Raw genomic sequence first — 12751 nt, forward strand, 5'->3', positions numbered from 1 at the left:
GACACGCCGCCCACCGTCTCGAGAGAGTGAGTCTTCTGGATCATCATCAGGTGTCCCTTCGGGTGAAGTTCCCACCTAATTCATGACACTCCCGCATCGGCTGGATGCTCCGGACTGCGGGGGCCACGGGCACATCTACCTGGTGCCCTTGTACTGCTTACAGCGTGCCGGTGGCGGCTGCGCGGTACATGCTCGGCACGGTCGGCGTGAAGCCGAGTTCGCGGGCGAGTGAGCCGTCGATGTGGCCCTGCCACGGGTCGGTCAGCGGTTCGGCGGACTCCTTGTACTCGACCCCGAGGAGGCGCGCGATTTCGAGGACGGAGGCAGGGGCGTCGTCGGTGATGTTCACGATGCGCCCGTCCATCGTACCGGTGAGGGCCAACTGCACGGCGGTCGCGATGTCGCGGTGGTGGATGAGGCTGAGGGTCTTGGCGGGGTGCCAATTCCAGGAACCCATGAGCTTCGGGGCGGACTGCAGGTGGTCGTCGGCTTCGCCGTAGACGAAGGCGAAGCGCAGGATGCTCCAGGTCAGTCCGCTCTCGCGCAGGGCCTGTTCTGCGGCAACCTTGCTCGCCGGGTACGGCAGCTGCGGGTTGGTGGGGTCGCCCTCGCGCGCCGGCCCAGGCACGTCGGCGTCGTAGACGAGACTGGTGCTGGCCATGATGACGCGGGCGTCGGGGGCGTTGGCCTGCACTGCCGCGATGAGATTGAGCGTGCCCTCGACATTGACGCGGTGGATCTGCTCGGGGTCAGGGGTACGCAGGACTGCGGCGAGGTGGATGACGGCGGTGACGCCTTCGACGGCCTTGGGCAGCGAGGCCGGGTCGAGCAGGTCGCCCTCGACGGCGGTGACGCCGGCGGGGAGCTCCTTGCCGGGACGCACGATCGCGCGGCAGTCGATGCCCGCGTCCGTGAGGCGGCGCAGGAGGCGGGAGCCTACGAGTCCGGTTCCACCGGTGATCAGGATGGTCATGTTTCCTTGCTTTCTGATAGTCGGTTGGTCAGTCGACCGGTTGCGGTGCGGAGCACTCGAGTGGTCGTGTCGATATCGGTTTGGGGGACACCGTCGAAGGCGGTCTTGAGGATGAGAGCGATCGGATCGGGCAGTTTGCGCCACAGCGCGGCGCCGACCGGAGTCATGGTCAGCACCTTCTGGCGCTGATCGGTGGAGTCTGGCGTCTGCTCCACCAAGCCCTTGCGGACGAGTGCCGCCACCACGCCCGTGAGCGTGGCGCGCTCGACGTGCAGCAGGCGCACCAGGTCGCGCTGGGGGGTTGGCCCGGCGTGCGCGAGCTGATGGAGGACGTACCACTGAGTGGGCCCGAGATCGTAGGGACGGAGTACCGACTCGATCACCAGGCGCGAGGCCATGTGGTACTTCTTCGCCCATGCTCCGGCGGACTCGTGCTGCTGCGGATCTGTCTGTTCGTTAGTCACCTGACAATTATGGCTAGGCGCCTGACTTGGTCAAACAGACCTCTCGCGTTCGCGTGCGGCCGGCCGGTACAGCAGCCGGACCGTATCGCGAAGCTCTGTTGCCTGGGCATGGGTCATGGGCATGGCTCATGTCGTCATGTCACACCTCCCATCATGCGGGGCCGAGCACCGGCGGCGGTCTGGAGATCGCATGCCGGCCGTCGGGCCTAGGCATGGGTGGTCTGCATCCGGCACGGGAGGCTATTGATCTCCTCGTACCCTGTGTCCGTAACAATCACGGTGCCCCCGGAGACCACCCGTGTGCGCCCGATGCAGGCGTTGGGTTCGAACGCGAGGGTCGCACCGGCCGGGAGCACCAATTCGCTGCCCGTCAACTGCGGCAGGTTCCGCGGCGCGGGACCGGGAAGCGGCGCCACGGGGGCGGCATCCTGGTCGTTGACCCGGGTGAAGCCGAGGAACGCCTGCGGGTTGAGGCTGTGCACCAGCGGGGTCAGGGCCCAGCAGTCGGCCTCCCGAAGCGGCTCCTCCATGGCGTGGACGAGTTCGCTGAAGGTGATGCCGGCCCGCAGGACCGACAGCCCCGCCTCGTATGAGGCCCGAGCGACGGCTGCGCACTGGGCGATGGTCGGTTCGGGTTTGCCGACGGCGATCGACATCTGCACCTGGACCTCGGCATTACCGAAAGTCGGGAAGATCTCGGCCATGACCAGGTCCTGCTCAGCGATCCGGCGCACGGGTTCCGCCGTGGTGGTCCACCTCGGCGGCCCCCACGCCAGGCTCGGAGAGCCCGAGTTCAGGATGAGTGTGGGGTAGCGCATACCGCATCCGCGCCGCACCAGGGTGGCAAGCACCGCGGCATAGATCTCGGTCTCGGGCACCCCTGGGGCGACGGTGTCGAGCATCGCCTGGCTGGCGGCCTCGGCCGCGTCCGCGGCCCAGCGGACCAGGGCGAGCTCCTCCTCGCTCTTGGGCAGCATCATCTCGTTGAACTTCCACGAGATGTCGACGATCTCGCGGCCGGGCAGGTTCTCGGTCAGGTCGATCCAGAACCGGGCGGGGATGAAACCGCTGAACTCCCCAGCGGTTTGGGTCTCCAGGCCGACGACCCCGATCCGGCCGCGCGGACTCAGATCCTTGATCCGGCCGGCCACGGCGGCTCCGTCCAGGCCGGTGACATACTGGTCGATCCAGCGCACAGCGCCGCGAGCGAAGCTGTCCTCGGCCCGGAAGATGCGCGTGGCGCCCCAGGCCACCGTCATCGGAGCCTCGCCGCGGGGAAAGATCACCGCGCCTTCGATGTAGTCGTTGCTCACATAGTGCTCATAGTGGTCGCGGCTGCGAAACCCGCCGACCAGGATGAGATCCAGATCGAGCTCACCCATCAGGGCTCGGGTCCTGGCCCAGCGCCGGTCCCGCTCCGCCAAGGACAGCGTTGGCGCCGGCGCGTGCGCCGCACGAGGTACACCGTTCATCATGTGTCTGCCCTCCTTGTGGACGTACCCGTGGTCAGAAGGGGTAGCGCGGAAGCTCGCCGCGCATCGTCGTCCACTGCGTTTCGGTGAACGCCTCGACGTTGGCCACGTGGCCGCCGTGACGCGATCCGGTGCCCGAGTCGCCGACGCCTCCGAAGGGGACCGGCGCCTCGTCGTTCACAGTCTGGTCATTGATGTGCACGTTTCCGGACGGAATGCGTTCGGCGAGTTGCAGGCCGCGCATGACATCGCGGGTGAGGATGCCGAGCGAGAGCCCATACTCGGTGTCGCGGGCCAGTTCGACCGCTTCATCGAGCGTGGAGAAGCGGATGACCGGAGCCACCGGACCGAAGATCTCCTCGCGGAAGGCGCGATGATCAGGGGTGACGTGGTCGAGAACGGTTGGCCGGTAGAACAGGTCCTGGTACGAGCCACCTGTCCGCAGCTTCGCGCCGGCAGCGACCGTGTCGGTGACGATGGCGTGGATGCCATCGCGCTGCCGCTCATCGATGACGGGCCCCAGCTGGACAGGCCCGTCGCCTGCCGGGTCCCCCAGGAACAGTGCTTCCGCCCGCTCGGTCAGCTTGGCCACGTATTCGTCCGCGACCGCCTCGTGCACCAGCTGCCGACCGGTCGCCATGCAGATCTGCCCCTGGTGGATGAACGAGCCCGCCGCACCCACGCTCGGGGCGTGGGCGAGATCGGCATCGTCGAGCACGATCAGCGCGTTGTTGCCACCGAGTTCGAGATGGGAGCGCTTGAGGTGGTGCGCCGCCAATTCACCGACCCGCCGGCCCGCGCCGGTCGAGCCGGTGAACGCGATCACCCGGGTAAGCGGGGTCGTGACCAGACGCTCGCCCACCTGGGCTCCGCGACCGGGCAGCATCTGCAGAACGCCCGCGGGCAGCCCGGCCTCTTCGAAGATGGCAGCGAGGGTGACGCCGCCGCTGATCGGGGTCCGGCTGTCCGGCTTGAGCAGAACGGCGTTCCCCAGGGCAAGAGCCGGCGCCACCGCACGGATGGACAAGACGATCGGCGCGTTGAAAGGCGCGATCACGGCCACCACGCCCACTGGAAAGCGTCGGCTGAGGCTGAGCCGGGGCTGCGTGGACCTGAGAACCTCGCCGTAGGGCATGGAAGCCAGGGCCGCAGCCTCATAGCACTCCTGCACCGCTGTCTCAACCTCGAACCGGGCCTTCGCCCCGGCAGAGCCGGACTCCGCCCTGAGCCACTGTGTGACTTCGTCGGCATGGGCGCGCCAGAGATCCCCTGCACGCCGCAGCACCGCGGCCCTCTCCTCGTAACTGCGCGCGGCCCATTCCCGCTGGGCGGCAGCCGCAGCCTCGGCCGCGACGTCGACATCCTCGGGGGAAGCGAAGCCGATCGTCGCCAGGCGCTCACCGGTGGCGGGTGAATGGACGGAGTGCTCCCCGCCGGATCCCGCTACCCACTCCCCCGTCCAGATCTTGCCCGTCCATCGGGCCGGATCCAGGAAGTTGGGCACTGTTGTTGTGCTCACTTACTCACCTTTCAGTCGGGTGCGATGCCGACTCGTCGTGTGAAGCGGCCCTGCCGGTCACATCCCGGGCAAGTGGCGGCCCGCACCCAATTCGCTAGGTACCTCACAGATTCTGCTAGGCGCCTAGCGTCTTGTCAATCCGCTAGGCGCCTAGCGTTCTGAGGGTGGCGGGTGGGGGCGCTGAGCCGCCCGTCGCGAGCGACTCAGACTCACCATCCGCGTTTCGGGTTATGAGATCCACCGAGGTCGGACGGGGCCGGGGCGGGAGCAGGCACAGCGGAACGGCTGCTGCGGTGAAGCCGATCGCCCCTCGGGTCCGAGGTCATGTGGTCGCAGAACGCAGGGCAACCACACGAGAGAAGAAGAGCGTCGTGTTCTCGACCTTCCCTAGATGTGGTGTCTCGGGACCTTGGTTACGCGAAGTCCTCGAAGGTGAGCTGCTGCGGGATGTCCGCGAGTGGTTCGGGCGGCTGGTCGAAGACGATTCGGTAGTTGCTCCCGGCGGTCCGGCTGATGGGCGGTCGGCCGCCGAGCGCGGCGTGCGGCCGCTCGTGGTTGTAGTAGTTCACGAACTCCGCGAGTGCGACGCGGCGTTCACGCTCGGTTGTGTAGTCGCGGACGTACGCCCACTCGCGGGAGAGCGTCCCGTTATACCTCTCCACCTTCCCGTTCGTGCGCGGCGTGTACGGCCTGGTCCGCTTGTGCTTCGTACCGGTCGCGGCGAGCGCGTCAGCCCAGGTCGTAGACCGGTAGCACGCACCGTTGTCGGTGAGGCAGCGGCGGAGCGGTGTGATGCCGTGGGCGGCGAAGAAGGCAACGGCCCGGTGCCAGAAGGCGACCGCGGTGATGGCCTTCTCATCGTCCAGGGCCTCGGTGTAGGCGAGCCGGGAGTGGTCGTCGAGCGCCGAATGCAGGTACGTGTATCCGACCTTGCCGGTGCCGGGACCGGTGCGTTTGGAGGCGCGGGCGGACTCGGTGCCGACGCCGTGCATCCGCCAGCCGCCGCCGGTCGGGATGCGTCCGAGTTTCTTGACGTCGACGTGGACCAGGTCGCCGACCCGGTCGTGCTCGTAGCGGATGACCTCGCGCAACTGCTCGCCGGTCGGTGGGTCGAGGTCCCGGAGCCGGTTGAGTCCTCGCCTCACCAGGATGCGGTGGACGGTCGCGGGCGCGAGTGTGACGTCGTGCAGCCGCTGTGGGTCGGCGGCGAGCCGGGCTGGCCCGTGCTTGGTCTGCCGCCGCAGCGCCTCCACCAGGTCGGCGATGTCATCGGGGGTGCGGGCGGGGCTGGTGGCGGGGCGGGAGGAGCGGTCGAGTAGTCCGTTCTCGCCGTGCGCGCGCCAGCGGGCGTACCACTTGGCCAGGCAGCGGCGGGAGATTCCGGCTTCCGCAGCCACGTGCGCGATCGGACGTCCGGCGTCGATCCGCAGGCACAAGCGCAGGCGTCCTTCGGGGGTCAGCGTTGCGTTCCGGTGTCCCCTGCTGGTGGCGCTCCTGGACTCGGCGGCCGCGTTCATCGGGAGCCCTGGGATCTCAGGGCTCCCGCGTGAGCGGCTTTGCGTGGCGTCAGCGTGCGAACTTTTCGATGGCCGCTGGGGTGACGGGGGTGAAGAAGTTGACGAGGTTGCCGTCGGGGTCACGGAACAGCAGCGACCGGTTGCCCCAGGGCATCGTGGTGGGCTCGGTGACGAAGTCGGTGACGAAGCCGGCCAGGTTCTGGTGAACGCGGTCCACGTCGTCGACGAGGAACTCGGTGATCACGCTGTGGTTGTCCGCCGGGCGGGCAGAGCCCGGGGCGAACAGCGGGACGGTGCGGGTGCCGGCGATCGCGAGGGTGGCGCCCGCGGTGTTGAGTTCGGCGAAGTCTTCGGTGGCCCACGTTGCCCGCGCCCCTGTGGCTCGCTCATAGAACTCGACGAGGCGCGCTACGTCGCTGGTGATGATGCGGATCGAGACGAAGTCCATGGGGATCTCCTTGGCTGTGCTGGAGGCGTGCACTGCGCAGGCTAGGAGAAATAGTGGACAGAATCGGTCCTGTATTCGCATTAGGTTTAGCACATGCCCCGACCCACTGCCCGCGTGCTGACACTCCTGGAGCTGCTGCAGTCGGGCGGCACCCGGACGGTGGCCGAACTAGCCGACCGGCTCGGCGTCGAAGGGCGCACCGTGCGGCGGTATGTGGACCAGCTGATCGATCTGGATGTGCCCGTGGAATCGGTGCGCGGCCGCTACGGCGGGTACCGGCTCGCTCCCGGGTAACCGCTTGCCTCCGCTCATGCTCAGCGACGACGAGGCGCTGGCCGTGCTGCTCGGCCTGGTCGCCGGCCGCCGAGCAGGGCTGACGACGACGGAGCACACGGCAAGCGAGACGGCATCGGCGAAGATCCGGCGGGTGCTGCCCAAGCACATCGCCCGTCGGCTCGACACACTTCTGGAGGCTCTCGCCTTCACGGATCAGCTCGGCGAGTTCGACACCCCGGACGCTGGGGTCCTACTCACCATCGCCGATGCGGTGCGCCACCGCCGACCGGTCTCGATCCGCTACACCGACCGCGACGGACGGCGCAGCGAACGCACGCTGCACGCGTACGGGATCGTCGCCCATGCGGGCCGGTGGTACGTCACGGGCAAGGACACCCAGATCGGCGAGGACCGAACCTTCCGGCTCGATCGCATCGCAGACGCGCGGACCCTGCCCGGCTCATTCGAAGCACCCGTGGGTCCCGGTCCGGCACAGCGCGTGTTGTCAGCGTTCGCCACGGCCGAGTACCGGCATGAGGTGACCTTGCGGATCCACGGGACAGTTGAGCAGATCCGCGCCCACCTTCCCGCCAGCGTCGCGAGCCTGGAGGAGCACGAGCCCGCGGCAGAGGACCGGGCGACCGAGCGCTGGCTGCGCGTCGAGCTGCGGGCGGAGCGGCTCGACTGGTTGCCTCCAGTACTCGCCTCACTCGACCGGCCGTTCGTCATCGAGCGCCCCGATGAACTGCGCGACCTCGTCACCGCGCTCGCCGATCGCCTTGCGTCCTACGCCCGCCAAGCCTGACCGCGAGGAACCAATGTCATGAGATGGCACACCTAGAGGTCGATGACGACCTTCCCGTGCACGTGCCGCCCCGCCTGAAGCTCGACCGCAGCGCGGATCTGTTCGACCGGAAAGCGTGCCGCGAGCGGCACCCGGAGCCGACCCGCCGCAACCAGGCCGGCGATCTCCTCGATGGCGCCAGGGGCTGCGTTGGCGCCGTTCGCCGGCGTGATCCCGTCGATCTGGGCGGCAATGGTGGTGATGCGCTCGTCCGGCACGCCAAGGTCGCGTGCCGCGTGCGCCGTGTCCGTCCCATGCAGGTCCATGACCGCAGTGACGCCAGCGGGAGTCAGCGCGCGGACCCGGTCGACCAGACCATCGCCATAGGCGACCGACTCGGCCCCCAGGGCGCGCAGGGCATCGGCCGAGGTTGCCGACCCCGTCCCGATCACTCGCGCGCCCGCGAGGCGCGCGAGCTGGACAGCGAACACGCCTACCCCGCCTCCCGCGCCGCCGATGAGCACCGTGTCACCCGGACCCGGGTTGACCACGGCGAGAGCTGATGCCGCCGTGCAGCCCGCAATAGCTAGGGTGGCAGCGGTGCGGTCGTCGACGCCGTCCGGGGTACGGTGCGCCTCGCCGCCCACCGCGATGGTCCCCGCCACGTCCACGACGACGTAGTCGGCGACCGCGCGGGACAGGGCGCCACCGAATACCCGGTCACCGACCACGAACTCGCTCACGCCGTCACCGACCTGATCCACGACCCCGGCATAGTCGGTGCCAAACCCGCATGGCAGGCTCAGACCAAACCGCGCGGCGGTCTCTGCGTCAGAGGTCATAAACCAGTCCATCGGGTTCAGCCCAGCCGCGGTGACCCGCACGCGGATCTGTCCCGAGCCGGCCTGCGGCACGGGTACCTCGCGGACGCTCAAGGCCTCCGGTCCGCCGAACGACTCGAACTGGACCGCCCGGCTCGTGGTCGCCGGCGTGTTGACGCTCGGTTCTTTCATGTTCCCCATATCTCCTGTGGCGGTCGTGAAGCAAACGTAAGCGGACTATGCTCCGTTTACGTAACCTAGCACAAGTGGAGCGTGATCCGTTTTGGCTGCCGCAGAGACCCGTAGACCACGGGCGGACGCGACCCGCAACCGCCAACAGCTACTGGACGTGGCGACCCGCTTGTTCGCTTCGGCCAAGGCCGAGCCGTCGATGCGCGCGATCGCCGACGAAGCCGGGGTCGGCATCGCCACTCTCTACCGGCACTTCCCCACCCGCGAGTCGCTGGTCGACGCGGTCTACCGGGGCCAGGTCTCGCGGCTCACCGCCGGTGCCCGTGAGCTACTCGCCCAGCTCGACCCGCCCGCAGCGCTGCGACGCTGGATGGACCTGTTCGGGCACTGGATCGCGACCAAGAACGGCATGCTCGACACGCTGCTCGCGATGGTCGAATCGGGCGAGATAGCCCATGCCCACACCCGGACCGAACTGCTCGCGGCCATCGACAACATCCTCGAAGCCGGCCGCACGAGCGGGGAACTCCGCGCCGACGTCCCCGCCGAAGACATCGCTGCCGCTCTCATCGGCATCTTCACCGTGGCTAGCTCGCCCGAGCATGAAGCGATGGCGGCTCGCCTGCTGAACCTCCTGATGGACGGACTCCGGTCCTCCGCTTACAGCCAACCGAAGGTGGCTGAGCGAGAATGAAGAGGTGGTCGGCGCGTCGGTCCGGGGATTGGCATCGAGGTCTCGGTGCCGTCCGATGATTGCGCGGCCCGTTTCGATGTGCACGCCGCACTCGCTACACCGTCAACTGCGAAGAGCCCCATACGATTTGGGGGTCGGCGTCCCGCTCGTCACTGTCGAGCGGGACGCTCATCTGTTTCCCGGTCGGCTCGACTCGTCCGTGGCCGACATGATGCCGACTCGCAATAGCCCCGCCGGTTGTCAGGCGCCGTCTACAGCCCGGCCGCGGGGTCGTCCACGGCCACGGTCCGCAGCGGGCGGCGGCCCTTGTCGTCGAGCTGGGCGAGTTCGGCTTCGTAGTCGACGGTGATCGAGCCGTAGTAGTTCACCGCCGAGCTGCGGGCCGGGGAGACGTGCGAGAGCACCTCGGCGTACACCTCCCGGCCGGCACCGCGCAGTTCGTCGACGGCCAGGCCCATGTACTCGGTGTGCCAGCAGACCACGGCGTTCGTCACCACCGTCAGGCACCATGCCTGCTCGTTCTGCTGCTCGGGCTGGCGGCGGGTGGGTGGAATGCTGGTCGCTGACGTGGGTGTAGGTGGAGATGCCCTCGGTGACGAAGTACTTGTTCAGGTGCCGGGCGGTGATCGACTTGCCGCGGGTGGGGAACCGCTGCCCGTCCGAGGACGACAGCGTGCCCGAGCCGAACATCGCGGTCATCGGCAGCTTGTGGTGGTAGTTGACCAGGCAGATGTTCGCCTCGCGGAGGGTGTCCTCGCGGATGTACCACTCCGCGGTCCACGCCAGCACGTCGTACGGGATGCCGCACGAGGCCGCCATCCCATGGAGTCCGAGGTTCGTGGAGAGCCCGATCAGGCACGCGATGAGGTTGCGCTTGAGCTGCGGGGAGCGGGTCGGCGATGGCCCGGGCGACGGGGGCGGTGACGATCCAGGTGGCCTCCGCGCCGTGGACGTCTTCGCCCTTGAAGGCGAGGCTGCCAAGCCGGTGCCGGTAGACATGCCCGTCCGGTGCCTGCTGGACGCTCAGGCATCCGCGCTGGAGGTGCTTGATTACTGGAGGGAGGGGGTTATTCCGACCGTGCACTATTCCCCGATATCGCTCGCCCCGACTGATGACACTGAGCATGTGACGCGCGGGGCTCTGGGCTCTACCAGGGGTGGACGGATCCCAGGGGACGAATCAACGAGGTGTGCGACATCCCGCGAGTTCCCCTGAGCCCTGCTGAGTCCCTGGCCCCGTGGCCATTGGGTTCTTCCTCCTTCGTGTGCTCTGTGGCCTTGTGACGTAACTTCGGGATTCTTGAAGCGTTCTCACCTCGTCCGACCGATCCACGGTCGGGCCGAAGGCGAGGAGGCTCGGGTTGGCGGCGCTGGCAGTCGTACGGGACCTGCGTGAGCACTGGGCGCCCGCGTCGGCCGAGGAGCTGGAGCGGTTCGAGACCGATGCACTGTCCGGGTTCGTCCTCGCGAGGGCCTCAGCCGGCCTGGCGGACGGCACCATCCGCGGGGACGTCGGGCACCTGGACCAGGTTCGGACCTGGTTCGGCCGGCCCCTGTGGGACATGGAACCCGCCGATGCCGACGCGTACTTCGGGAAGGTACTGCGGGGCTCGCCCAGCGGGACCCGGTTGGCCCGGTCGCAGGCGCTGACCACGTACTTCATGTTCCTAGAGCTGCGGCACAAGGTCGAACTCCACCGGATGACCGGCCGAGTAATCGAGTGCCCGATCGACGAGATGAACAAGCCGCGCGGGGCCAAGGACGCCCAGCTGCGGATCCCGCCAAGCGAGCCGGAAGTCGAGACGTTGTTCACCGGCTGGGGTGGCGAACTGGCCACCTGCCGGAAGTTCGCCCCGACCGCCCGGAACTACACCGCCTCGAAGCTAATGTCCCAGGTCGGCCTGCGGGTCAGTGAGGCATGCAAGCTCGACCTGGACGACATCAAGTGGGACTTGGGCCGCTTCGGCAAGCTCCACGTCCGTCACGGCAAGGGGGCCCGCGGCTCCGGGCCGCGCGAGCGGATGGTGCCGCTGATCAACGGTGCCGACCGGACACTTCGGTGGTTCATCGAGGACGTCTGGGGCCAGTTCGACGACGACCACACCCGCCCCGGCGCCCCGCTGTTCCCCTCCGAGCGCAAGAACACCGACGGCTCCTCACACCGGGTCGGCGACGACGCCCTGCGAAGCGGCCTCAAGGACGCGGCCAAGCTGCATTTGCCCGGGTGGGGCGAGAAGCTGACCCCGCATGTCTTGCGGCACTTCTGCGCGTCCCAACTCTATGGAAACGGGCTGGACTTGCTCGCCATTCAGGAGGTTTTGGGGCATTCCTGGATCGCTACGACGATGCGGTATATCCACGTCCAACAGACTCGGGTCGAGGACGCCTGGGCCGCCGGGATGGAACGGGCCGCGAAGCGGCTGGAAGGACTGGTCCGATGAGGTGGAACCTACGGCTGACGGCCGCGAACAAGGGTATCTGGAAGGCGTCCGAGCTCCAGCGGAGCCTGGCCGAGCACGGGTTGGTGATCTCAGCGGGGAAGATGTCCGGCCTATGGTCCGGCCAGCCGGTCTCCCTCAAACTCGACGACCTCGACGTCATCTGCGTCGTCCTCGGCTGCGAGATCGGCGACCTGATGATCCCCGAGCCGGACAAGGTCCGCCGACCCGGCGAGGAGACCGGCCGACAGGCCGCTGCCGCGTCCGGGGCGACCCCGACGGTGGTCCCTCGCCGACGTGACGGCCGATCCCTTCCTCCGAGGTGACCCATGGATCCAAGTTCCTGCCTGGAATGTTTGTCCTGGGGCCGCTTCTTCGAACCTCGGTGTTCGACGTGTTCCTCGTTCGCCCAGCGTTGGAAGGCGGGCGAGTGCGCCGGCTGCAAACGCCAAGCACCCCTGCGGGAGGACTACTGCCGCCTCTGCTGGGTCCAGGCGCGAACGGAGGCTGACGCGGCCGGCGGCAAACCGGAGTCCTTCTTGCCCCACCTGCGCTACCAGCAGCTGTTCTTCTATGGCATGGCAGCGATCTGGGACCGGCGGCGCAAGCCGTCGCCGGTCAAGCACGGCCGGCGAGGACGACCCCGCCGGCCCGAGCCGACCCCGGCGCCTCCACCGGCTGCGGTCTGCTGCCAGCCAGCGTTGTTCGAGGTCCGGCGGGCCCTCCCAGGGCGGAAGGTCGCCGATGAGTACGCCCAGTACGGCAACCCCTGGCTGGCCTGGGCCCGGCACAGTGCCCGCCGGCTCGGCGAGGCCCGCGGCTGGCCCCGCAAGACGCTCCTGAACGTCGAGCAGGCCCTGATCATCGTGCTGACCAGCCACGCCGAGGGCGACACGGTCCGCTACTCGGAGATCTTCCCGGTGCTGAGAGCACGCGGCCTGAGCGTCGAGCGCACCACCGAAGTACTCGACCACATCGGTGTGTTCCTCGATGACCGACCGTTGTCGTTCGATCTGTGGCTGGAGTCCAAGCTCGACGGACTCGCCACCGGGATCGCCTGCGATGTCAGGGACTGAGCCCGACTGCTGCACGACGGCGGCCCCCGTTCCCGGGCCCGCCACGTTGCGACGGTCTGGAACTACCTCAACCGGAT

Annotated in this window: 12 protein-coding genes and 1 pseudogene; 5 read left to right on the plus strand and 8 right to left on the minus strand. The window is 68.3% G+C overall.

Going from position 1 to position 12751, the window contains the following annotated elements; genetic code table 11:
• Positions 1–157: 157 nt before the first annotated feature.
• The 6 genes from M2271_RS40620 to M2271_RS40645 all read right to left on the minus strand — a co-directional run bounded on the left by M2271_RS40620 (position 158) and on the right by M2271_RS40645 (position 6393).
• Entirely contained in the window at positions 158–973 is an 816-nt protein-coding gene (locus M2271_RS40620) for an NAD(P)-dependent oxidoreductase (RefSeq protein ID WP_280892500.1), read from the minus strand.
• Positions 970–1437 (minus strand): MarR family transcriptional regulator, encoded by a 468-nt coding sequence (locus tag M2271_RS40625; protein ID WP_280892501.1) that lies wholly within the window; start codon positions 1435–1437, stop codon positions 970–972. The genes M2271_RS40620 and M2271_RS40625 overlap by 4 nt, the downstream gene beginning before the upstream one ends.
• Positions 1438–1643: 206 nt before the next feature.
• A complete protein-coding gene (locus M2271_RS40630; RefSeq protein WP_280892502.1) occupies positions 1644–2819 on the minus strand; it encodes a M24 family metallopeptidase in 1176 nt (391 codons plus the stop codon).
• A 124-nt stretch (positions 2820–2943) separates the two neighbouring features.
• On the minus strand, positions 2944–4374 hold the full coding sequence (locus tag M2271_RS40635; RefSeq protein WP_280892525.1) for a benzaldehyde dehydrogenase: 1431 nt from the start codon (positions 4372–4374) through the stop codon (positions 2944–2946).
• Positions 4375–4841: 467 nt separating this feature from the next.
• Positions 4842–5945, minus strand: a complete 1104-nt coding sequence (locus tag M2271_RS40640; protein ID WP_280892503.1) for an IS481 family transposase — start codon at positions 5943–5945, stop codon at positions 4842–4844.
• A gap of 49 nt (positions 5946–5994) precedes the next feature.
• On the minus strand, positions 5995–6393 hold the full coding sequence (locus tag M2271_RS40645) for a VOC family protein (RefSeq protein ID WP_280892504.1): 399 nt from the start codon (positions 6391–6393) through the stop codon (positions 5995–5997).
• A 93-nt stretch (positions 6394–6486) separates the two neighbouring features.
• Between M2271_RS40645 and M2271_RS40650 the strand changes: the two are divergent.
• Positions 6487–7474: pseudogene (locus M2271_RS40650) on the plus strand (YafY family protein).
• A 32-nt stretch (positions 7475–7506) separates the two neighbouring features.
• Here the strand turns inward: M2271_RS40650 and M2271_RS40655 are convergent.
• The gene (locus M2271_RS40655; RefSeq protein ID WP_280892505.1) at positions 7507–8466 is read right to left on the minus strand and encodes an NADP-dependent oxidoreductase; all 960 of its coding nucleotides are present in this window, start codon (positions 8464–8466) and stop codon (positions 7507–7509) included.
• Between the two features lie 91 nt (positions 8467–8557).
• Here M2271_RS40655 and M2271_RS40660 point away from each other — a divergent pair, with 91 nt between their 5' ends.
• Entirely contained in the window at positions 8558–9160 is a 603-nt protein-coding gene (locus M2271_RS40660; RefSeq protein ID WP_280892506.1) for a helix-turn-helix domain-containing protein, read from the plus strand.
• A 251-nt stretch (positions 9161–9411) separates the two neighbouring features.
• Here M2271_RS40660 and M2271_RS40665 read toward each other — a convergent pair whose 3' ends face one another.
• Entirely contained in the window at positions 9412–9714 is a 303-nt protein-coding gene (locus M2271_RS40665; RefSeq protein ID WP_280892526.1) for a Tn3 family transposase, read from the minus strand.
• 807 nt (positions 9715–10521) lie between these two features.
• Between M2271_RS40665 and M2271_RS40670 the strand changes: the two genes are divergently transcribed.
• The 3 genes from M2271_RS40670 (at position 10522) to M2271_RS40680 (ending at position 12674) form a co-directional block, all read left to right on the plus strand.
• Positions 10522–11601 carry a site-specific integrase gene (locus M2271_RS40670; RefSeq protein ID WP_280892507.1) on the plus strand — a complete coding sequence of 360 codons (1080 nt, stop codon included), beginning with the start codon at positions 10522–10524 and terminating at the stop codon, positions 11599–11601.
• Positions 11598–11924 carry a helix-turn-helix transcriptional regulator gene (locus M2271_RS40675; protein ID WP_280892508.1) on the plus strand — a complete coding sequence of 109 codons (327 nt, stop codon included), beginning with the start codon at positions 11598–11600 and terminating at the stop codon, positions 11922–11924. The genes M2271_RS40670 and M2271_RS40675 overlap by 4 nt, the downstream gene beginning before the upstream one ends.
• A 213-nt stretch (positions 11925–12137) precedes the next feature.
• Complete coding sequence (locus M2271_RS40680; RefSeq protein WP_280892509.1) at positions 12138–12674, plus strand: hypothetical protein; 537 nt, start codon at positions 12138–12140, stop codon at positions 12672–12674.
• Positions 12675–12751 lie beyond the last annotated feature (77 nt).

This window comes from Streptomyces sp. LBL, assembly GCF_029893585.1.
Taxonomy (GTDB): Bacteria; Actinomycetota; Actinomycetes; order Streptomycetales; family Streptomycetaceae; genus Streptomyces.

Excerpts from the sequence above, each read along its gene's own strand:
- M2271_RS40645 (WP_280892504.1), bottom strand. The coding sequence starts at position 6,393 with ATGGACTTCGTCTCGATCCGCATCATCACCAGCGACGTAGCGCGCCTC.
- M2271_RS40630 (WP_280892502.1), bottom strand. The coding sequence starts at position 2,819 with ATGGGTGAGCTCGATCTGGATCTCATCCTGGTCGGCGGGTTTCGCAGC.
- M2271_RS40675 (WP_280892508.1), top strand. The coding sequence starts at position 11,598 with ATGAGGTGGAACCTACGGCTGACGGCCGCGAACAAGGGTATCTGGAAG.
- M2271_RS40655 (WP_280892505.1), bottom strand. The coding sequence starts at position 8,466 with ATGAAAGAACCGAGCGTCAACACGCCGGCGACCACGAGCCGGGCGGTC.
- M2271_RS40620 (WP_280892500.1), bottom strand. The coding sequence starts at position 973 with ATGACCATCCTGATCACCGGTGGAACCGGACTCGTAGGCTCCCGCCTC.
- M2271_RS40640 (WP_280892503.1), bottom strand. The coding sequence starts at position 5,945 with ATGAACGCGGCCGCCGAGTCCAGGAGCGCCACCAGCAGGGGACACCGG.